This window comes from Burkholderia sp. 8Y, assembly GCF_902506145.1.
Classification (GTDB): Bacteria; Pseudomonadota; Gammaproteobacteria; order Burkholderiales; family Burkholderiaceae; genus Caballeronia.
The window spans coordinates 1,119,602-1,141,779 of sequence record NZ_LR733520.1 but is presented as its reverse complement, the minus strand read 5'-3'; the positions used below and the strand labels follow the sequence as shown (position 1 = coordinate 1,141,779).

At 65.7% G+C, this 22,178-nt stretch carries 15 protein-coding genes and 1 pseudogene; 10 read left to right on the top strand and 6 right to left on the bottom strand.

Annotated elements, in window-relative coordinates:
• The first annotated feature begins 69 nt into the window (after positions 1–69).
• The 4 genes and pseudogenes from map to GV035_RS15835 all read left to right on the top strand — a co-directional run bounded on the left by map (position 70) and on the right by GV035_RS15835 (position 6,165).
• Positions 70–879 carry a type I methionyl aminopeptidase gene (gene map / locus GV035_RS15850; protein ID WP_159835984.1) on the top strand — a complete coding sequence of 270 codons (810 nt, stop codon included), beginning with the start codon at positions 70–72 and terminating at the stop codon, positions 877–879.
• A gap of 89 nt (positions 880–968) precedes the next feature.
• Complete coding sequence (locus tag GV035_RS15845; RefSeq protein WP_159835983.1) at positions 969–3,560, top strand: [protein-PII] uridylyltransferase; 2,592 nt, start codon at positions 969–971, stop codon at positions 3,558–3,560.
• Between the two features lie 915 nt (positions 3,561–4,475).
• Positions 4,476–5,699, top strand: a pseudogene (locus GV035_RS29935) (pseudouridine synthase); the annotation flags it as partial.
• A 229-nt stretch (positions 5,700–5,928) separates the two neighbouring features.
• A complete protein-coding gene (locus GV035_RS15835) occupies positions 5,929–6,165 on the top strand; it encodes a hypothetical protein (protein ID WP_159835981.1) in 237 nt (78 codons plus the stop codon).
• Positions 6,166–6,228: 63 nt separating this feature from the next.
• On the opposite strand, the gene def is transcribed toward GV035_RS15835, so the two are convergent.
• The 5 genes from def to GV035_RS15810 form a co-directional block, all read right to left on the bottom strand.
• A complete protein-coding gene (gene def / locus GV035_RS15830) occupies positions 6,229–6,762 on the bottom strand; it encodes a peptide deformylase (RefSeq protein ID WP_159835980.1) in 534 nt (177 codons plus the stop codon).
• Positions 6,759–8,837 carry an NAD-dependent DNA ligase LigA gene (gene ligA, locus GV035_RS15825; RefSeq protein WP_159835979.1) on the bottom strand — a complete coding sequence of 693 codons (2,079 nt, stop codon included), beginning with the start codon at positions 8,835–8,837 and terminating at the stop codon, positions 6,759–6,761. The genes def and ligA overlap by 4 nt, the downstream gene beginning before the upstream one ends.
• A 181-nt stretch (positions 8,838–9,018) precedes the next feature.
• On the bottom strand, positions 9,019–10,272 hold the full coding sequence (locus GV035_RS15820; protein WP_159835978.1) for a cell division protein ZipA C-terminal FtsZ-binding domain-containing protein: 1,254 nt from the start codon (positions 10,270–10,272) through the stop codon (positions 9,019–9,021).
• Between the two features lie 169 nt (positions 10,273–10,441).
• A complete protein-coding gene (smc, locus tag GV035_RS15815) occupies positions 10,442–13,954 on the bottom strand; it encodes a chromosome segregation protein SMC (protein ID WP_159835977.1) in 3,513 nt (1,170 codons plus the stop codon).
• 123 nt (positions 13,955–14,077) lie between these two features.
• Entirely contained in the window at positions 14,078–15,034 is a 957-nt protein-coding gene (locus GV035_RS15810) for a DMT family transporter (protein WP_159835976.1), read from the bottom strand.
• Between the two features lie 166 nt (positions 15,035–15,200).
• On the opposite strand from GV035_RS15810, the gene dapC reads away from it, so the two are divergent.
• The 6 genes from dapC to cls all read left to right on the top strand — a co-directional run bounded on the left by dapC (position 15,201) and on the right by cls (position 21,534).
• Positions 15,201–16,472: a succinyldiaminopimelate transaminase gene (dapC, locus tag GV035_RS15805; RefSeq protein ID WP_159835975.1), complete on the top strand. Its 1,272-nt coding sequence runs from the start codon at positions 15,201–15,203 to the stop codon at positions 16,470–16,472.
• Positions 16,473–16,521: 49 nt separating this feature from the next.
• On the top strand, positions 16,522–17,349 hold the full coding sequence (gene dapD, locus GV035_RS15800) for a 2,3,4,5-tetrahydropyridine-2,6-dicarboxylate N-succinyltransferase (RefSeq protein ID WP_159835974.1): 828 nt from the start codon (positions 16,522–16,524) through the stop codon (positions 17,347–17,349).
• A 2-nt stretch (positions 17,350–17,351) separates the two neighbouring features.
• Positions 17,352–17,723, top strand: a complete 372-nt coding sequence (locus GV035_RS15795; protein WP_159835973.1) for an ArsC family reductase — start codon at positions 17,352–17,354, stop codon at positions 17,721–17,723.
• 108 nt (positions 17,724–17,831) lie between these two features.
• Complete coding sequence (dapE, locus tag GV035_RS15790) at positions 17,832–18,971, top strand: succinyl-diaminopimelate desuccinylase (RefSeq protein ID WP_159835972.1); 1,140 nt, start codon at positions 17,832–17,834, stop codon at positions 18,969–18,971.
• Positions 18,972–19,002: 31 nt separating this feature from the next.
• Positions 19,003–19,887 (top strand): 50S ribosomal protein L3 N(5)-glutamine methyltransferase, encoded by an 885-nt coding sequence (gene prmB / locus GV035_RS15785; protein ID WP_159835971.1) that lies wholly within the window; start codon positions 19,003–19,005, stop codon positions 19,885–19,887.
• Between the two features lie 153 nt (positions 19,888–20,040).
• Positions 20,041–21,534, top strand: a complete 1,494-nt coding sequence (gene cls, locus GV035_RS15780; protein WP_159835970.1) for a cardiolipin synthase — start codon at positions 20,041–20,043, stop codon at positions 21,532–21,534.
• Between the two features lie 5 nt (positions 21,535–21,539).
• Here cls and GV035_RS15775 read toward each other — a convergent pair whose 3' ends face one another.
• Positions 21,540–22,031: a glutathione peroxidase gene (locus GV035_RS15775; protein ID WP_159835969.1), complete on the bottom strand. Its 492-nt coding sequence runs from the start codon at positions 22,029–22,031 to the stop codon at positions 21,540–21,542.
• Positions 22,032–22,178: the final 147 nt, after the last annotated feature.

Below are 22,178 nucleotides of genomic sequence, written 5' to 3'. Positions count from 1 at the left end.
GGTGCGATAATGCCGGCTTTCGCGGCTCACGCCCGCCTTCCCGCCAAAACCGCGCATTCAGAGCCAGTCATGTCCATCACGCTGAAAAACGAACACGATATCGCGCAGATGCGCGTCGCCTGCCGGCTCGCGAGCGAAGTGCTCGACTTCATCACGCCGCATATCGTACCCGGCGTGACCACGGAAGAACTCGACCGCCTTTGTCACGATTACATGGTGAAGGAACAGGGCACGGTTCCCGCACCGCTCAATTACCAGCCGCCGGGCTACCCGCCGTATCCGAAGGCGACCTGCATCTCGGTCAACGACGTGATCTGCCACGGCATTCCCGGCGAAAAGGTGTTGAAGAACGGCGACGCGCTGAATATCGACATCACGGTGATCAAGGACGGTTATTTCGGCGACACGAGCCGCATGTTCATCGTCGGCGAAGGTTCGATTCTCGCCAGGCGCCTCGTGCAGACGACCTTCGACTGCATGTGGCTCGGCATCGATCAGGTGCGTCCGGGCGCGCATCTGGGCGACATCGGCCACGCCATTCAAAAGCACGCCGAGGCGCAAGGCTACAGCGTCGTGCGCGAATACTGCGGCCACGGCATCGGGACGGTGTTCCATGAGGAGCCGCAAGTGCTGCACTATGGGCGGCCGGGCACGGGCATCGAGTTGCAGCCGGGCATGATTTTCACCGTCGAGCCGATGATCAACGCCGGCCGCCGCGACATCCGCACAATGCCGGACCAGTGGACCGTCAAGACGCGCGACCGCAGTCTGTCCGCGCAATGGGAGCACACGGTGCTCGTGACGCCGACCGGCTACGACGTGCTGACGGTGTCCGCCGGCACGCAGGCGCCGTCGCAACTCATCGCGGCCACGGCCTGAGCGGCGCGCCCAAGGGCTGCGCATGCCGCGCGCAGCCGCTTCTCCGATCCGTCTTCCGCCGTTCTTTTTAACTCTCGCCGATCCGTCCCATGAGCGTCACTGCCGCCGTCGCCTCGCCCTGCGAAACGCTGCGCGCCGCCTACAAGGCGGCGAAGGCGGCACTCATCGAACGCTTCGAGACGGCATCGAACGTCGAATTGCTGATGCAGGCGCTTGCCCGCATCACCGACGACGCCCTCAAAGGCGCCTGGTCAGCCTCCGACATGCCCGCGAATGCCACGCTCGTCGCGGTCGGCGGCTACGGGCGCGGCGAACTCGCGCCCTACTCCGACGTCGACATTCTCGTGCTCCTGCCGGACGCCGCGCCGGAGCCGGACCGGGACGACAGCGGACTAAACGAACGCGTCGAGCGTTTCATCGGCATGGCGTGGGATCTCGGGCTCGATATCGGCAGCAGCGTGCGCTCCGTCGAGCAATGCATCGCGGAAGCGAGCAACGACGTGACCGTGCTGACATCGCTGCTGGAAGCCCGGCGCCTGTGCGGCGACGCCGCGCTGTTCTCGCGCTTCATGGAACGCTACCGTGAGACGCTCGATCCGCGCGCCTTCTTCCAGGCCAAAGTGCTGGAGATGCGCCAGCGTCACGCCAAATTCCAGGACACGCCGTACAGCCTGGAGCCAAACATCAAGGAAAGCCCGGGCGGGCTGCGCGACCTGCAACTGATTCTATGGATCACGCGAGCGGCGGGGTTCGGCTCGAGCTGGCGCGAACTGGAAGCGCGCGATCTCATTACCGAGCGGGAGGCGCGCGAACTGCGCCGCAACGAAGGTTTCCTGAAGACGCTGCGCGCTCGCCTGCATGTGATTGCGAAGCGGCGACAAGATATTCTCGTTTTCGATCTTCAGACGCCGCTCGCCGAGAGCTTCGGCTTCGAGGCGACCGCCGCCAAGCGCGCGAGCGAACAGCTGATGCGCCGCTATTACTGGGCGGCCAAGGCCGTCACGCAGCTCGCGACCATTCTGATCCAGAACGTCGAAGCGCAGCTTTTCCCGTCGACGTCGGGCATCACGCGCGTGCTGTCGGACCGTTTCGTCGAGAAGCAAGGCATGCTGGAAATCGCCCGCGACGACGTCTTCGAACGCGAGCCGCACGCCATTCTCGAAGCGTTCCTGCTTTACGAGCAGACGCGCGGCGTCAAGGGCTTGTCTGCGCGGACGCTGCGGGCCATCTACAACGCACGCGAACTGATGGACCGCAACTGGCGGCGCGACCCGGAAAACCGGCGTCTTTTCATGGAGATCCTGAAGCAGCCCGAAGGCATCACGCACGCGCTGAGACTCATGAACCAGACGAGCGTGCTCGGGCGCTACTTGGTGAATTTCCGGCGCATCGTCGGACAGATGCAGCATGACCTTTATCACGTCTACACGGTCGATCAGCACATCCTGATGGTGCTGCGCGATCTGCGCCGCTTCGCAATTGCCGAACACGCGCACGAGTATCCGTTCTGCAGCCAGTTGATGGGCAATTTCGAGCGGCCGTGGGTGCTTTACGTCGCCGCACTGTTTCACGATATCGCGAAGGGACGCGGCGGCGATCATTCGACGCTCGGCATGGTCGACGCGCGCCGCTTTTGCCGCGAGCACGAGATCGGCGCGGACGACACCGAACTCGTCGTGTGGCTGGTGCAGCAGCATCTGACGATGAGCCACGTCGCGCAGAAGCAGGACACGAGCGATCCTGAAGTCATCAAGCAGTTCGCGTCGGTGGTGCAAACCGAGCGGCGGCTGACCGCGCTCTATCTGCTGACCGTCGCCGACATTCGCGGCACGAGCCCGAAGGTCTGGAACAACTGGAAGGGCAAGCTGCTGGAAGACCTGTTCCGCGCGACGCTCGCCGTGCTCGGCGGCGCGCGGCCCGACGCGCATTCCGAACTCAAGTCGCGGCGCGAGTCCGCGCTCGCGCTGCTGCGCCTCGAAACCGTGCCGGAAGGCGCGGAAAAGCGGCTGTGGGATCAACTCGATGTCGGCTATTTCCTGCGCCACGATCCGGCGGATATCGCCTGGCAGACGCGCGTGCTGTACCGGCACGTGGAAAGCGACGCGCCGATCGTGCGCGCGCGCCCCTCGCCTATTGGCGCGGCGCTGCAGGTGCTCGTCTATCTGCGCGACCGGCCGGATCTCTTCGCCGGCATCTGCGCGTACTTCGACAAAAACGGCTTGTCCGTGCTCGATGCGCGCATCACGACGACGCGCCACGGCTACGCGCTCGACAACTTCCTGGTCGCGCATCCCGATCACGACGGGAGTTATCGCGATATCGCGAATCTGGTCGAGCAGCAATTGAGCGCGCGCCTGACGGACGAAAGCATTCTGCCGGAGCCGTCGAAGGGCCGCGTCTCGCGGCTCGTGCGCAGTTTCCCGGTCACGCCGCGCGTGGATTTGCGCCCCGACGAGCGTGGCCAGTACTACATCCTGTCCGTGTCGGCGAACGACCGGCAGGGCCTTCTTTATTCGATCGCGCGCGTGCTGGCGCAACACCGGATCGGCGTGCAGGCGGCGCGCATCAACACGCTCGGCGAACGCGTCGAAGACGTGTTTCTGCTCGATGGCAAAGGCCTGTCGTCGAACCGCACCCAGATCCAGGTCGAAACCGAACTGCTGCGCGCGATCGCAGCCTGAGACTTTATGCGCGTCAAACTGACAGCCAAACATCCGCGTCCCACGTCGGCGACGCGATCGCCGGTTCGCTCCGGAACGACCACCGGGCGCAAGCCTTCGCGCGACGCTGCGCCCGACAAGGCGCTCGTCAAGCGCGGCAAGCCCGCTGACGCGCGGGCGGCTTCAACTGGACGCGGCGATGCGTCGGGCGAGCGGCGTGCGTTCAAACCGCGAGGCGACGACTCACGCCCTGCGTTCGGTGATCGCGGTCCGCGTCGGACGACCGAAGGACGCGGCGAGCGCGATCCCCGTAGCGACGAGCGGCGTGCGTTCAAACCACGCGGCGACGACTCGCGCCCTGCGTTCGGTGATCGCGGTCCGCGTCGTGCGCCTGAAGGACGCGGAGAGCGCGGTCCTGGTGGAGACGAGCGGCGCGCGTTTAAACCGCGAGGTGATGATTCGCGCCCTGCGTTCGGTGATCGCGGTCCGCGTCGTGCGCCTGAAGGACGCGGAGAGCGCGGTCCTGGTGGAGACGAGCGGCGCGCGTTCAAACCGCGAGGTGATGATTCGCGCCCTGCGTTCGGTGATCGCGGTCCGCGTCGTGCGCCTGAAGGACGCGGAGAGCGCGGTCCTGGTGGAGACGAGCGGCGCGCGTTCAAACCGCGAGGCGACGACTCGCGCCCTTCGTTCGGCGATCGTGGTCCGCGTCGTGCGCCTGAAGGACGCGGAGAGCGCGGTCCCGGTGGCGACGAGCGGCGTGCGTTCAAACCACGCGGCGACGACTCGCGCCCTGCGTTCGGTGATCGCGGTCCGCGTCGGGCGGCGGAAGCACGCGGCGAGCGCAGTCCCGGTGGCGACGAGCGGCGCGCATTCAAACCACGCGGCGACGACTCGCGCCCTGCGTTCGGTGATCGCGGTCCGCGTCGTGCGCCTGAAGGACGCGGAGAGCGCGGTCCCGGTGGCGACGAGCGGCGCGCATTCAAACCACGCGGCGACGACTCGCGCCCTGCGTTTGGCGATCGGGGTCCGCGTCGGGCGCCTGAAGCGCACGGCGAGCGCGATTCCCGCACCGACCAGCGGCGTGCATTCAAACCAAGCGGCGACGACTCACGCCCTGCGTTCGGTGATCGCGGTCCGCGTCGGACGACCGAAGCACGCGGCGAGCACGACTCCCGCCCCGACGACCGTCGCCCATCCAAACCGAGGAGCGATGCTCCCCGAGCCGCGTCCAGCGAACGCGCCCCACGCAAGCCATCCGAAGCACGCTCGGCCGAAAGCCCGAGCCGCAGCCCGCGCGCTTCCGCACCCGAGCGCCGCGATCCCGGACACGCCGGGCATCGCGCGGAAGACGACCGCGCTTCAGCGAGCCCCGACGCGCACAAGAAACCCCACGCCCACGGCGACAACCTCGTGCGCCTGTCGAAAGTCATGTCGGAGCTCGGCCTGTGTTCGCGCCGCGAAGCCGACGAGTGGATCGAGAAGGGCTGGGTGCTCGTCGATGGCGAAGTGATCGACACGCTCGGTTCCCGCATCCGTCCAGATCAGAACATCGAAGTCCTGCCCGCCGCGCGCTCGGCGCAGTCGCAACTGGTCACGATCCTTCTGCACAAGCCGGTGGGCTATGTCTCGGGTCAGGCCGAAGACGGCTACGAGCCCGCCGTGACCCTCATCAATCCGTCGAATCACTGGGACGAGGATCGTTCGGGAATTCGCTTTTCGCCCGGACATCTGCGCACGCTCGCGCCGGCCGGCCGTCTGGATATCGACTCGACCGGCCTGCTCGTGTTGACGCAGGACGGCCGCATCGCGAAGCAACTGATTGGCGGACATTCCGAAGTCGACAAGGAGTATCTCGTGCGCGTGCGTTACGGCGAGCACGCCGTCGATGTCGACCAGCACCTGCCCGAGGAGAAGCTCGCGCTGCTGCGTCACGGCCTGGAACTCGACGGCGTGCCGCTCAAAACGGCGCAGGTCAGCTGGCAAAACGGCGAGCAGCTTCGCTTTGTGCTGCGCGAAGGCAAGAAGCGCCAGATCCGTCGCATGTGCGAACTCGTCGGGCTGGAGGTCGTCGGCCTGAAGCGCATTCGCATGGGACACGTGACGCTCGGCGCGCTGCCGCCGGGCCAGTGGCGCTATCTCGCACCCAACGAGAACTTCTGATTCAGCAGACGTCGCGAAAACGCGACATTCGAAGCACGAATAACGGCGCGATCGCTCATCGATCGCGCCGTTTTTTTTGTCCGCATTTAGGCTAAAGAAAATCGGTCAAATGTCCGTTAGATACGGAATGTCCGAGAACTTTTGACATACGGCGACGCGTGCGGCTCGCGGGCGCTGGGACATCGGAATAACGGCAATCAGCAATCAACGGCTTCGAGGAGAAATGGCCATGTCAGTTGAGATCATTGTTCGTGCGACCCAAACAGGTCTTGAAATCGTGAGCGGCCGACGACGGCTCGAAGCCCTGCTCGCCCTGCGCGATGAAGTCGTCGTGACGAGCCCCGGCATCGGCGAAATGGTGTTTGCACGGTTGCCCGACGGACGTCTCCAAGGCTCGGCCAATCCCAGGCACGTCGCGCTCTTTCGCCAGTCCGATACGACCCGCGACCCGGAAACGTTCGCTTGAACAAGAAAACCCGCGTCTACCAGCACGCGGGTTTTCTCCTTCAGCGCGCCTTCGTCGCCTGAGTCAGTCGTCGCACGCCGGATCGAGTCCGGGAAAGAGCACGTCGGTGAAGCCGAACTTCGAAAAGTCGGTGATGCGCATCGGATAGAGCTTGCCGATCAGATGATCGCACTCGTGCTGCACGACGCGCGCATGAAAGCCCTCCGCGAGCCGTTCGATCGCGTTGCCGTACTGATCGAAGCCCTGGTAGCGGATCATCGAAAACCGCTGCACCGCGCCGCGCAGTCCCGGCACGGAGAGACACCCTTCCCAGCCCTCCTCCATGTCATGTCCGTTGGGCGTGATGATCGGATTGATGAGCACGGTCTCCGGCACGGGCGGCGCGTCCGGATAACGCTCGTTGTGTCCGAACCCGAAGATGACCACCTGCAGATCGACGCCGATCTGCGGCGCGGCGAGCCCCGCGCCGTTCGCATCGCGCATGGTGTCGAACATGTCCTGCACGAGCGTGTGCAGTTCCGGCGTGTCGAAATGTTCGACAGGCTGGGCGATGCGCAGAAGACGCGGATCGCCCATCTTGAGAATTTCCCGGATCATGGCGTGACTCCTTCCAAAAGCTTCTTCATGCCGTCTTCGTCGACGACGGGAACCCCGAGTTCCTCCGCCTTCGCGAGTTTGCTGCCCGCTTCGGCGCCCGCCACCACGTAGTCGGTCTTTTTCGAGACGGAACCGGCCACTTTCGCGCCGGCCGCCTCCAACATTTCCTTCGCTTCCTCGCGGGAGAGCGTCGGCAGCGTGCCGGTCAGCACCACGGTCTTGCCGGCGAGCGCGCCTTGCGGCGCTTTCGGCGCGGGCGGCCCTTCCGGCCACGACACCTTGACGCGCAACTGTTCGATCACATGCTGGTTATGCGCTTCGCTGAAGAAGTTGTGAATGGCCTCGGCGACGACCGGGCCGACGTCATTGACTTCCAGCAACTCTTCGACCGATGCCGCCATGATTGGGTCCAGCGAGCCGAAATGCTTCGCCAGATCTTTCGCGGTCGATTCCCCCACGTGCCGGATGCCGAGCGCATAAATGAAACGCGGCAGCGTCGTGTGACGCGCCTTTTCGAGCGAATCCAGCAGGTTCTGCGCCGATTTGTCGGCGAAGCGGTCGAGCGCCGCGAGCGTCGAAAAACCGAGATTAAACAGGTCTGCGGGCGTGCGAACGAGATTCTGTTCGACCAACTGGTCGATGATCTTCTCGCCGAGACCGTCGATGTCGAGCGCGCGGCGCTGCGCGAAATGCCACAGCGCCTGCTTGCGCTGCGCGGGACAGAAGAGCCCGCCCGTGCAGCGCGCTACGGCTTCGTCCGGCAGGCGTTCGATCTTCGAGCCGCAGACCGGGCATTGCGTCGGCATGACGAATTCGCGGGCGTCGGGGGGACGGCGTTCGAGTATCGCCCCGACGACTTCGGGAATCACGTCGCCCGCGCGGCGCACCGTCACCGTATCGCCGATGCGAATGTCCTTGCGCCGCACTTCGTCTTCGTTATGCAGCGTCGCGTTCGTGACCGTCGCGCCGCCGACGAACACCGGCGCGAGCCGCGCGACCGGCGTGATCGCACCCGTTCTGCCGACCTGCACGTCGATGGCCAGGAGCTGCGTGAGCGCCTCCTGCGCCGGGAACTTGTGCGCGAGCGCGAAACGCGGCGCACGGGAAACGAAGCCGAGCTTGTCCTGTTCCTCGCGGCGGTTGACCTTGTAGACGACGCCGTCGATGTCGTACGGCAGCTTCTCGCGCTTCTCGCCGGTCTTGCGGAAGAACCCGAGCAAGCCTTCCGCGCCTTCGACCACGCCGCGCTCCGCGTTCACCGGCAGCCCCATGTCCCGATACCAGTCGAGCAACGCCGCGTGCGTGTCGGGCATGTCCGCGCCTTCCAGCACGCCGATGCCATACGCGAAGAACGACAGCGGCCGCTGAGCCGTCATCTTCGGATCGAGCTGGCGCAGGCTGCCCGCCGCCGCGTTGCGCGGATTCGCGAACTCGCGCTGGCCGGCGTCGCGCTGGCGGGCGTTCAGGCGCTCGAAGTCGCGCTTGAACATCAGCACTTCGCCGCGCACGTCGAGACGCTTCGGCACGTGCGCGCCTTTCAGCGTGAGCGGAATCGAGCGGATGGTCCGCACGTTGGCCGTCACGTCCTCGCCCGTCGCGCCGTCGCCGCGCGTCGAGGCCTGCACGAAGCGGCCGTCGTCGTAGCGCAGCGAAATCGCGAGGCCGTCGAATTTGAGTTCGCACGCGTACTGCACCGGCGCGTGGCCGAGCGCGTCGGACACGCGTTTGTCGAACGCGGCGATGTCTTCGTCCGCGAAGCCGTTGTTGAGCGAAAGCATCGGCACGTCATGCACGACCGGCGCAAAGCCTTCTGCCGCCTGCCCGCCCACGCGCTGCGTCGGCGAATCCGGCGTCACGAGTTCGGGATGCGCAGCCTCGATGCGCTCCAATTCCTTGAACAGCGTGTCGTACTCGGCATCGGGCAAATCCGGCTGATCGAGCACGTAGTACGCGTAGTTCGCGCGTTCCAGTTCCGTGCGAAGCCAGGCGGCGCGCTCCTCCGGCCGGTCGGCGCTGGGCACGGGCGCGAACGACTTGGCGGTAGCGGCGGATTCGGCTTTAGTTTTTGCGGACATGCGGCTTTCGAGAAATGAGATGAGTCAGTTCAACCGGTCGTTCGATTGTCTCAGAAGATCGGTCATCGCGGCATCGGCCGAACGGTCTAGGCCAGATGGCCATGTGGCGGCGCGCACCAACGGAAAGCGCCCCGGTAAGGGGCGCGATCGAAGCATCGAATTCAGGCTAGAAGCGAAGGCGTTACTGGCTGAACAACCTGCGCGTGGCGGGCGAGCCGGCCGGCATGCCCGCCTGCTCCAGCTTTGCATACAGCGTCATCAACTGCTTTTCGATGGCGAGCAGCGCCGATTCAGGCAACGGCCGGCGCTGATCGTCGACCACGCGCGCCCCGATGCGCTCGGACAGCGACTTCGCGTAATCGCACATCAAGCGGAACGGCAGGATGTCTTCGTCGGCGACGGGCACGTCCAGCACCAGCGTGATCATCTGGCCGCCCTTGTACGTGAGGTCGTCGCGCAGGAAATTCGTGTCGCCGAACTGGAGCATGAACACCGGGTTCTGCTTCGCGTCGAGCTTGACGAAGCGCGTGCCGTCGCGCGAGAGCAGCAGGCCGTCCTGCGACGCGACCGCCTGCACGTAGTTCGCGGACCACGGCGCGCCGTCGGAGAGAATGTTGATGGACAACTGCGCGTCGCACTGGGCGGCAAACGCGTCGAGCTCGCGCGCCATGCCCACGGTTTCCATCATGTCGGGGAATTCCGGCGCGCCGTCGATGGCGTCCGCCAGGCGCTGCACGCCCGTCACGAATTCCGAGAATTCGAGTTCGTTGAGCGGGCCGCTGCGATTCGCGAGCTGGGCGGCCGCGCGCAGTTCTTCGTAGCGCACGCCGTGGCGCAGCAGCTCCCACGTGTTCTCGCCTTCCGCCTTGCCCTCGATGGTCACGGGCTTCGTGCCCGCGCGGCGCAGCCGCTGTGCGAGCGGAATCACGCGGTCGCCCGCCACCGGCGCGGCGAGCCGGATCGGCACGACGCAGTCGATGCGCCGGTCGACGACCGCGGGCGGCGTCGAAGAAATGGTCGTGGCGGCGGGCATGACCGGCTCGCTGCGCTCGTCTTCCTCGATGAGCGCGGGTTCGTCGGCGACGCCGTTCGCGGATGTCGCTTCCGCCTGCAGATCGACGGGCGTATCCGCAGGCGCGATGGCTGGCGCTACCGCCGCAGGTTCGGTCGATACAGGGACACCGCCGAAGCTGGGTTCGACGCGTGCATCTTCCTGCGCATCGCCCGCGACCGGCTCGCGCCGCGCCGGGCGCACCGGCTCAATGAACGGCTGCTCGTCGTCGGTTTCCTGGCGCGCGAGCGCATCGGCGGCTTCGTCGGGCATCGGGCGCGGCATCCTGCGCCGCACTTTGGCGCTCTGCCACGCGTTGTACACCACCACGCCGCCCACCACGACAGCTCCCGCTCCGATCAATCCGAGTGTCAACTCGTCCATGCACGCTCCATCATTCTTTTGAGTTACGAAGCGCCGCGCGATCTGTCGCGCGCATCCGAGGCGTTCGGGCGTTCCCGCCGCCTCGCCGATGCGCGCCACTCCGCGCCTGCGCGCCTGGCCGGCTCCACGTCCGGCCTCCATTCATCTAAAACCGGCTTCTAAAACCGCGTCAGCCGTTTTGGGCGAAGCCCGCGGCGGCTTCCATATCCACCGCGACGATGCGCGACACGCCCTGCTCCTGCATGGTGACGCCGATCAGTTGCTGCGCCATCTCCATCGCGATCTTGTTGTGCGAGATGAAGAGGAACTGCGTCTTGCTCGACATGGCTCGCACGAGATTGGTGAAGCGTTCCGTGTTCGCGTCGTCGAGCGGCGCGTCCACTTCGTCCAGCAGGCAAAACGGCGCGGGATTGAGCTGGAACATCGCGAAGACGAGCGCCGTCGCGGTGAGCGCCTTTTCGCCGCCCGAAAGTAGGTGAATCGTCGAATTCTTCTTGCCGGGCGGCTGGGCCATGACCTGCACGCCGGCATCCAGAATTTCGTCGCCGGTCATGATGAGCTTCGCCTGGCCGCCGCCGAACAGGCGCGGGAACAGTTCGCCGAAATGGCGATTCACTTCGTCGAACGTGCCTTGCAACAGGGCGCGCGTTTCCTGATCGATTTTCTGGATCGCGTCTTCCAGCGTGCCGATGGCGTCGTTCAGATCGGCCGATTGCGCGTCGAGGAAGTGCTTGCGCTCGGTCGCCGCCGCGAGTTCTTCGAGCGCGGCCATGTTGACCGGCCCGAGCGCGATCACGGCGTTGTTCAGGCGCGTGACTTCGCCCTGCAGATACGACGGCTTCATGTCGGGCGTGAGCTTCGCCTGCAACTCGGCTTCATCGACGCCCGCCGCCTGCAACTGCTCGACGAACTGTTCGCCGCTGATGCGCGCGGCCTGTTCCTTCAACTGCAATTCGTTGATCTTGTCGCGCAGCGGCTGGAGCGACCGCTCGGTCTGAAGACGCTGCTCGTCGGCCTGACGCAGCCGCGCGGTGAGATCGTCCAGTTCGACGCGCGCCGCGTGCAGCGCCTCTTCGCGCGCCGCGCGCACTTCGAGCGCGTCCTGCAAGCCGGTCTGCGCCGTCTGCGCGTTGATGGTTTCGAGTTCGGCCCGCGCATCTTCGAGCGCGCCTTCGACGCGTTCGCTCTGCTCGTGCGCCGTGTCGATGCTGCGCCTGTATTCCTCGATCTTGGCCGCGAGACCGCGCGCCGCGAAGTTCGCGTCGCTGGCCGCGCGCTCCAGTTCGCGCAGTTCGTGGCGCGCGTTCGTGAGGGCTTCGTCGAGCGATTCGAACGCAAGCTGGTTCTCTTCGAAGCGCGCCTGCAATTGCGCGATTTCGGCGTCGTGCTGCTCGAACGCGGCTTCGGATTCGGCCCGCAGCGCGCGCTGTTCGTCGATCTGAGCGGCGATTTCTTCGAGTTCCTCGCCGATCTGCGTGCTGCGCTGGGTGTATCGCTCGTGCGCCTGCGTGAGCTTCAGCACGTCCATCTGTAACGCGTGAACGCGCTGCGTCGCCCGCTCGGCGGCGGAACGCGCGTCCGCAAGAAGCTGCGATGCCTGCGTGTGAGCCGCGTCGGCGCGCACGGCGTTGGCCTTCGCTTCGTCGGCGAGCAGCGCCTGCGCGCGCACTTGCCGCGCAAGGTTCTCGATTTCCTGCGCGCGAGCCAGCATGCCTGACTGCTCGGAATCGGACGCATAGAGCTGCACGCCGACGCGCGTGACCGTATGACCCGCCTTCACGACGAACGCGCCGCCTTCGGGCAACTGGTTGCGCATGGCGAGCGCCTGCGCGATGTCGTCGGCGATGAACGTGTTGCCGAGCCATTCGTTGAGCACCGCGCGGATGCCAGGGTCGTCGATGCGCAGAAGCGAAGTCAACGGCCGCAAGCCCTGCGGCGCGTCCAGCGGCTTGCCTGCGGCGGGCGCGAAGAACGCAAGCTTCGCGGGCGGCGCGTCGCTCGCGAACGCCTTGATCCAGTCGAGATTCGAGACTTCGAGCGCGGCAAGACGCTCGCGCAGCACGGCTTCGAGCGCCGGCTCCCAGCCGGCCTCGACGTGCAGCTTTTTCCACAGACGCGGCAGTCCGCCGAGTTCGTGCTTGTCGAGCCACGGCTGAATCTTGCCTTCGGTCTGCACGCTGTCCTGCAACGCCTTCAGCGCGGCGAGGCGCGCTTCAAGCTGGTGAATCTGCGCGCTTTCCGCCTGCACGCGCTCTTGCGCGGCGCGGCGCTCGGCGTCGAGGCGCGGCACCGTTTCCTGCGCCTCGGCGAGACGCGCCTGCGCTTCGGCGAGAATCTCTTCGTTCTCGGCAAGCTGCATGCGCAGTTCTTCGAGTTGCGCTTCGTCGGGGGCATCGAGGCCGCCGGCTTCGTTCTTCAGGCGTTCCTGACGCTGCTGCAATTGCTGAAGCTGCTGATCCGCGTTGCGCTGATGCGCCGCTTCGAGCTTCAGCGCCTGTTCCGCCCGCGCGATGCCCGCGCGTTCTTCGTTCAGCTTCGCCTGCGCGTCGCGCCAGCGGGCTTCGAGCGCGGGCAACGCGTCGTGCTTCGCGGCGGCGTTCTCTTGCGCGATCGCGGCCTTCTCCTCGCCCTCGGCCAATGCTTCGGACGCCGTTTCGATTTCGTCGCGCGCCTTCTGCGCCTGCATCTGCCATTGCTCGCGCTGCGCGGCGAGTGCGGCGATCTGCGCCTGCACGCGATTGCGCGACTCGACGATGAAGCGGATCTCCGCTTCGAGCCGGCTCACTTCGGCATTCGCTTCGTAGAGCGCGCCCTGTGCGCCCTGCATCGCGTCGCTTGCGCTGTAGTGCGCGACGCGCAGCGTTTCCAGTTGCGCTTCCACTTCGCGCAGACGCGCCGTTTGCGCTTCGAGCTCGATTTGCGCGTCGCGAATGGCGCGCTGCTGGCGCTCGGCTTCGTTACCCGCTTCGTTCTTGCGCAAGAGCCACAGCAGACGCTGCTTCTCTTCGCCTTCAGCCTGCAATGCCTTGTATTTCGTCGCGACGATGGCCTGCGCTTCCAGCTTTTCCAGATTGGCCGTCAACTCGCGCACGATATCTTCCACGCGCGTGAGATTCTCGCGCGTATCGTGCAGACGATTCTCCGTCTCGCGCCGGCGCTCCTTGTACTTCGACACGCCCGCGGCTTCTTCGAGAAATACGCGCAGATCTTCGGGCTTCGCCTCGATGATGCGCGCGATCATGCCTTGTCCGATGATCGCGTAGGCGCGCGGGCCGAGACCCGTGCCGAGAAAGATGTCCTGAATGTCGCGGCGTCGCGCGGGCAGGTTGTTGATGTAGTAACTGGAGGTGCCGTCGCGCGTGAGTACGCGCTTGACGGCGATCTCGCCGTAGGCGCTCCATTGACCGGCGGCGCGGCCGTCGCCGTTATCGAAAATCAGTTCGACGCTCGCGCGGCTGCCCGGCTTGCGCGCGGTGGATCCGTTGAAGATCACGTCCTGCATGGACTCGCCGCGCAATTCGGACGCGCGCGATTCGCCGAGCACCCAGCGCACGGCGTCGATGATGTTGGACTTGCCGCAGCCATTCGGCCCGACGACGCCGACGAGTTGGCCGGGTACCTGGAAATGCGTGGGATCGACGAAGGACTTGAAACCAGCGAGTTTGATCGAAGTCAGACGCACGGCGATATCGCTGTTTGAAGTGAATAACGGAGGATGAACGGCAGACAAGCCGCAGCGCGGCCGGTCGCGGATGAGCGTCTCATGCGCGCCTGAAGCCGCCTGCCGCGGCGCGAGCGGACACCATCATACCATCGCGCGTGTCGATTTCTTTCCGGGTTCGGCCTCGTCCGGCGGGCTTTGCGGTGCTTCGCGGCCCTGCCTGTGCGCCCATGCGGACAGCACGCACGCGGCCACGATGCACGCGCCGCCCGCCCACTCGCGCGGCCCCGGCACCTCGTTCGCGATGAGCCACGACGACAGCGCCGTGACGACCAGTTCGAACAGCATGATGATGGACGCGCGATTGGCCGGCACGCGCGCGAGCCCGATCTGCACGATCACGTTGTTCACCGCGAGCACCACGCCCAGCGCGATTACGATGAACGCGACCGTGCCCATTTGCGACGCGGCGGGCGGCGCGGGCATCGGCTCGAAGAACGTGGCGAGCGACGCGACGATCGCCGCGCCGCCGAAGATCACGGCCGTGCGCATCTCGGGCTTCATGGCGGGCATGACACGCGTGATCTTGACGACGAGCACGTTACTCATCGCGAAGCCCATGCCGCCCATGAGCCCGGCCCATTCGGCGAGATTCGCGGGCAGCGGCACGCCGAGTTCGGGCGACCAGAGCATCGTGACCGCGCCCGCGAGCGACAGCAGCGACAGCGCGGCGTCGGCGCGCGTGAGGCGGTCACGCAAAATGAAATGCGCGAACCCGGCGGTCCACGCGGGCGTCAGATAGAAGAGCAGCAGCACGCGCATGACCTGCCCGTGTATCGCGCCCCAGACGAAGCCCACGCTCGTCATGCCCGCCGCGAGGCCCAAGCCCACGAGCAACCAGTGCCAGGACACCGTGCGGATCGAGCGGCGCTTGAGCAGCAGCACGAAGAGACACGCGGCACCGCTCGTCGTCGCGCTCGCGGCCGTGCCGGTGAGTCCCATCGACGCCAGCAGGCGCATCGGATACCAGACGAAGCCCCAGACGGACGCGCCGATCATGATGGCGAGCGTGGGCAGCGCGTCGTGCAGGCGGCGCGTCATCGCGGCGCTCCGGCGCGGGTTCCGCGGTTTTGTTCGGATGCTGTTTCGCTACGTGTCATGCGTCTGTTGTCCTTGCCGCCGCGCGCCGTGGAGCGCAAAGGCGCGCGGTATAATCGCCCGTTTTCTGATGTCTTTCTCATGCCGCCGCGCAAGTCGCTGCGGCCGCATGGCGCTTGCCGCCGCCCGACGTTCATCGCCCAATCGACACGCCGTGAATCCACTTCTTCAGAAACTCCAGCCCTATCCCTTCGAAAAGCTGCGCGTGCTGTTCAAGGGCATCGAGCCGCGCGCCGGATTCACGCCGATCAGCTTCGGCATCGGCGAGCCGAAACATGCTACGCCTGCGCTGATCCGCGACGCGGTGATCGACGCGCTCGGCGGGCTCGCCGCTTATCCGGCGACGCTCGGCAGCGAGCCGCTGCGCGAAGCCATCGCCGCGTGGGCGAAGGCGCGCTACGGCCTCGCGTCTATCGACGCGGCCACCGAAGTGCTGCCGGTCGCCGGCTCGCGCGAAGCGTTGTTCGCGCTCGCGCAGACGGTCATCGACAGCCGCAGCACGGCGGAACTGGCGGGCGCGAAACCGCCGATCGTACTCTGCCCGAACCCGTTCTATCAAATCTACGAAGGCGCGGCGCTCCTCGCGGGCGCGGAGCCGTACTTCGTGAACAGTGACCCGGCGCGCAACTTCGCGTGCGATTACTGGGCCGTGCCCGACGACATCTGGGCGCGCACGCAACTGCTCTACGTCTGCTCGCCCGGTAATCCGACGGGCGCGGTGCTCACGCTCGACAACTGGCGCGAACTCTTCGCGCTGTCGGACAAGCACGGCTTCGTGATCGCCTCCGACGAATGCTATTCCGAGATCTACTTCGATGAAGCCGAGCCGCCGCTCGGCGGTCTCGAAGCCGCGCGCCTGCTGGGCCGCGGCTTCGAGCGCCTCGTGATGCTGTCGAGTCTGTCGAAGCGATCGAACGTGCCGGGCATGCGCTCGGGCTTCGTCGCCGGCGACGCTTCCGTGCTCAAGAGCTTCCTCTTGTATCGCACGTATCACGGCGCGGCGCTGTCGACCGTGTTCCAGCGCGCGAGCATCGCCGCGTGGCAGGACGAAGCGCACGTGCGCGAGAACCGCGCGCTCTACGTGAGCAAATTCCGCACGGTCACGCCGATGCTCGCCGAGGTGCTCGATGTGCGTCTGCCCGACGCCGCGTTCTATCTCTGGGCGAACGTTTCGCGCACCGGACTCACGGACACCGAGTTCGCCGCGCGCCTGTACGCCGACTATAATGTGACGGTTCTGCCGGGCTCCTATCTCGCTCGTCCCGCGCATGGCACGAATCCCGGCGAAGGGTTCGTGCGTATCGCGCTCGTTGCCGGGACCGAGGAATGTATCGAAGGCGCCCGCCGCATCGTCGAATTCTGCCGCACGCTTGCGGCCTGAACGGTCCTGAAACGCGCTGCCGGTCCCTTTCTCCATTCTTGATATCACTATGTCGGAACAACTTCAGAGCATCATCGACAACGCCTGGGAAAACCGCGCCGAGCTGTCGGCGAAAGCCGCGCCCGCGGAAGTCCGCGAAGCCGTCGCGCACGCGATCGAGCAACTGGACCGCGGCGCCCTGCGCGTCGCGGAAAAACGCGACGGCGACTGGGTCGTGAATCAGTGGCTGAAGAAAGCGGTGCTGCTGTCGTTCCGTCTGGAAGACAACGTGCCGATGCCCGCGGGCGGCTACAGCCAGTTCTACGACAAGGTTCCCTCGAAGTTCGCCGGCTATACCGCCGAAGATTTCGCGGCGGGCGGCTTTCGCGTGGTGCCGCCGGCCATCGCGCGCCGTGGCTCGTTCATCGCGAAGAACGTGGTGCTGATGCCGTCGTACACGAACATCGGCGCGTATGTCGACGAAGGCACGATGGTCGATACGTGGGCCACCGTCGGCTCGTGCGCGCAGATCGGCAAGAACGTGCATCTGTCGGGCGGCGTGGGCATCGGCGGCGTGCTGGAGCCGTTGCAGGCGAACCCGGTCATCATCGAGGACAACTGCTTCATCGGCGCGCGTTCGGAAGTGGTGGAAGGCGTGATCGTCGAGGAAAACTCGGTCATCTCGATGGGCGTCTACCTCGGCCAGAGCACGAAGATTTATGACCGCGAAACCGGTCAGGTGAGCTACGGCCGCATTCCGGCGGGCTCGGTCGTCGTCGCGGGCAACCTGCCTTCGAAGGACGGCTCGCACAGCCTGTACTGCGCGGTGATCGTGAAGAAGGTCGATGCGAAGACCCGCGCGAAGGTCGGCCTGAACGAACTGCTGCGAGGCGACTGATCGTGGCGCGCGGCTCTGTTGCCACGACCGTCGTCTACGGCATTCCGAATTGCGACACGGTGAAAAAAGCGCGCGTGTGGCTGGAAGAGCACGGCGTGCCGTTCGAATTCCACGACTTCAAGAAGGCCGGCGTGAACGAGAAGCTGGTCGAGGACTGGCTGAAGGACGTGCCGCTCGACCAGCTCATCAACAAGCGCGGCACGACCTGGCGCGGCCTCTCGGACGTGCACAAGGCCGAAGCCGACACGACTTCCGGCGCCATCGCGCTGATGATCCACAAGCCGTCGATCATCAAGCGGCCGGTCGTCGTCGTGAATGGCCGCGTGAAGACGCTCGGCTTCTCGGCCGAGCAATACGAGACGCTGTTCGCGTGACGTCCGTGCGATGGCTGCGAACCTCACGCCGTCGCATCACGCCAAACCGCTTGCCGGCCCCGCGCCGGCATTTTTTATCGCTGTCGAAAAGAAAAGCAGGCTGAAACCATGTCCGGCACCCTGTCCCTTACCGAAGCCCTGATCGAGCGCGCGTCCGTCACGCCCGACGACCGCCATTGCCAGGCGCTGATGATCGAGCGTCTGTCGGCCGTCGGCTTCGAGTGCGAAACCATCGAGTCGGGCGGCGTGACGAATCTGTGGGCGCTCAGGCGCGGAACGGACGGCGCGTCGGGCAAGCTGCTCGCGTTCGCCGGACATACCGATGTCGTGCCCACCGGCCCGCTCGATCAGTGGACCTCGCCGCCCTTCACGCCGACACATCGCGACGGCAAGCTCTACGGGCGCGGCGCCGCCGACATGAAGACGTCGCTCGCGGCGTTCGTCGTGTCGAGCGAAGAGTTCATCGCGAAGTATCCGGAGCATCGCGGCTCGCTCGCCCTGCTCATCACGAGCGACGAGGAAGGCCCCGCCACCGACGGCACCGTGAAGGTGGTCGAAGCGTTGAAGGCGCGCGGCGAGCGGCTCGATTACTGCATCGTCGGCGAGCCGACGTCGAACGAAACGCTCGGCGACATGGTCAAGAACGGGCGGCGCGGCTCCATGTCCGGCAAGCTCGTCGTCAAGGGCGTGCAGGGGCATATCGCGTATCCGCATCTCGCGAGCAATCCGATCCACCTGCTCGCGCCCGCGCTCGCCGAACTCGTGGCGCAACGCTGGGACGACGGCAACGAGTATTTCCCGCCGACGACCTGGCAAGTGTCCAACCTGCGCTCGGGCACCGGCGCGACCAACGTCATTCCGGGCCACGCCGAGCTCATGTTCAACTTCCGTTTCTCGACGGCGAGCACGGTGGAAGGCTTGCAAAGCCGCGTCCACGCGATTCTCGACGAACACGCGCTCGATTACGATCTCACGTGGACGGTGAGCGGCCTGCCGTTTCTCACGCCGCGCGGCGCGCTGTCGGACGCGCTCGAACAAGCCATTCACGACGAAACCGGCGTGCGTCCCGAATTGTCCACCACGGGTGGGACGTCGGACGGCCGCTTCATCGCGCGCATCTGCGAGCAGGTCGTCGAATTCGGTCCGCCGAACGGCAGCATCCACAAGATCGACGAACATGTCGAAGTGCGCTTCATCGAGCCGCTCAAGAACGTCTACCGGCGCGTGCTCGAAGAACTGATCGCATAAATCTTTACCCGTAAAAAACAAGGAGCCTTCGATGGCGCTACCCTTCACCACCGTCCGCGACCTGCTGCGCTTCGGCGTTTCGCGCTTCACCGAAGCCGGCCTGTCGTTCGGTCACGGCTCGACCAACGCTTACGACGAAGCCGCGTATCTCATTTTGCATACGCTGCACTTGCCGCTCGACACGCTCGAACCGTTCTTGGACGCCCGCCTGCTCGACACCGAAATCGACGCCGTCATGCAGGTGATCGAGCGACGCGCCAAGGAACGCGTGCCGGCGGCGTACATCACGCAGGAAGCGTGGATGCACGGCCGGCGTTTCTATGTGGACGAGCGCGTGATCGTGCCGCGCTCGTTCATCGGCGAGTTGTTGCAGGACGGCCTGCAACCGTACGTGCCTGATCCCGATCACGTCACGCGCGTGCTCGAACTCTGCACTGGCTCCGGCTGCCTCGCGATTCTCGCCGCGCAAGCCTTCGAAAACGCGGATGTCGATGCCGTCGACATTTCCGCCGATGCGCTCGCGGTCGCGCGCCGCAACGTCGACGACTACGGGCTGCAGGAGCGCATCACGCTCCACGAAGGCGACCTGTACGCGCCGCTTGGCGCCGCCCGCTACGAGGTCATCATCACCAACCCGCCCTACGTGAACGCCGCCGCGATGCAGGCGCTGCCGGAGGAATACCGTCACGAGCCGGAACTCGCGCTCGCGGGCGGGACCGACGGCATGGACGTCGTGCGGCGCATCGTGCGCGATGCAGGCAAGTGGCTGACCGAAGACGGCGTGCTCGTCGTCGAGATCGGCAACGAGCGGGCAAACGTCGAGGCCGCGCTCGGCGGGCTCGATCTCGTCTGGCTGTCGACCAGCGCCGGCGACGACAACGTGTTCCTGATTCAGGCCGCCGATCTTCCCGCCTGAATCGCACGAGGAGAGCACGAGGCGCGCACAGACGTCGCACGGGACGCGACGCCGCGCAGGTAAGATGACGCATCGCCGCCGCTCGCGGTGGCGTTCGTCGTCTGGCTTCGCGTGCCGATCACGCGCGAAACGCTCCGAACCGAACGCATCTCTATGCAAGCAGCAGACTGGCTCCACGTCGGCACGCTCGTGATGGCCGCGCATGTGCTCGGCGTGATCGCAGCCGTGCACGCCATCATCAATACACGCACCTCGCAAGGCGCGGTCGCGTGGGCGGTTTCGCTCGTCGCGATGCCCTATCTCACGCTCATTCCGTACCTCTTCCTCGGGCGCAGCAAATTTGCCGGCTATATCGACGAACGCCGGCTGGAAACCGAAATCCTGCGCAACCGCTCGAAGCCGATGGAGTGGGACTCGACCGACCGCAGCGACGCATCGCCGGCCAACACGGCGCTTGTCGATGCTGCCGGCGCGCGCGGCGAACTCGACACCGGACCCGCGCGATACCTCGGCAATCCGACCATCCGCACGCTGCAACGGCTCTCCGGCATGCCGTTTCTGCGTGGCAACGCGGTGCGCGTGCTCGTCAACGGCGACGCGACGTTCTCCGCCATTCTCGAAGCCATCGAATCCGCCGAACAGTATGTCGTCGTGCAATTCTTCATCGTGCGCGCCGACGCGCTCGGCGAGATGCTGAAGGACGCGCTCATCGCCCGAGCGAAAGCCGGCGTGCGCGTCTATTTCCTGTACGACAGCATCGGCAGCTTCGACCTGCCGCATCGCTACGTGCACGCGCTGCGCGCGGGCGGCGTCGAGGCGCATCCTTTCGCGACCAAGCGCAAGTTCGTGCACCGCTTTCAGATCAACTTCCGCAATCATCGGAAGATCGTGGTCGTGGACGGCAAGCGCGCGTTCGTCGGCGGGCACAACGTGGGCGTCGAGTATCTCGGCGGCAATCCGCGGCTCTCGCCGTGGCGCGACACGCATGTCGAAGTGCGCGGGCCGGCGATCGCGAGCATCCAGTTCGTCTTCACCGAAGACTGGTACTGGGCGACGCAGCGCCTGCCCGAACTCGGCCCGGCGCCGCACACGGACGAGAACATGCACTGCATGGTGCTCTCGAGCGGCCCCGCCGACAAACAGGAGACCTGCTCGCTCTTCTTTGTCGAGGCGATCAACGCGGCGCGCGAGCGGATCTGGATCACCTCGCCGTATCTGATTCCCGACGAAGCGGTGTTCTCCGCGCTCAGGCTCGCCGTGATGCGCGGCGTGGACGTGCGCATTCTCATTCCGAGCCGGCGCGATCACCGCGTGGTGTTCGCGGCTTCGAAGCTGTACGCGTACGACCTGGTGCAGGCGGGCGTGCGCATCTTCCGCTACAAGCCGGGCTTTTTGCATCAGAAAGTCGTGCTCGTCGACGACATCGCCGCGTCGGTGGGCAGCGCAAATCTCGACAACCGCTCGTTCCGGCTGAACTTCGAGATCACGGTGCTGACCGTCGACCACGACTTTGCCCGCGAAGTGGAAAGCATGCTGCTCGTGGACTTCGCGCATGCCTATGAAATCGACGGCGACGACTATCGCGGCGCCGCGTTCTGGCGTCGCATGGCGATGCACGTCGCCCGGCTGTTTTCCCCGATCCTCTGAGCGCGTCAGAGCAGCTTTTCGATGTCGTCCGCGATGGACTCCGGCTTCGTGATCGGCGCGTAGCGTTTCACGATGTTCCCGTTGCGGTCGATCAGGAACTTCGTGAAGTTCCATTTGATGGCCTCCAGCCCGAGCACGCCCGGCTCCTTTTCGGTCAGGTACTTGAAGAGCGGATGCGCGTTCGGCCCGTTGACGTCGATCTTCGCGAACATCGGAAAGGTAACGCCGTAGTTCGTCTCGCAGAAGCTGCCGATCTGCGCCGCGTCGCCGGGCTCCTGCTTGCCGAACTGGTTGCACGGAAAACCGAGCACCTCGAAGCCGCGCCCCGCGTAGAGCGTGTAGAGCTCTTGCAAGCCCTTGTATTGCGGCGTGAAACCGCATTCGCTAGCAGTGTTCACGATCAGCAGCACCTTGCCGCGGTAGGTGTCGAGGCTGACGGTCGTGCCGTCGAGCCGCGCTGCCGTGAAGCCGTAGATGCTGTCGGTGGTCGAATTCATGCCGTGCTCCGCGCATTGAAGTGGTGAAAGTCAGGCGATGCTACTCCCCCGCGCGTTTGCCCGCCATTAGCCAAACGGACGACCCCTTGCCGGGTGCGCGCCCGGTCTAAAATAGCGGTTTCCTCCAGTCCGCGCTCTGCCGCCGCC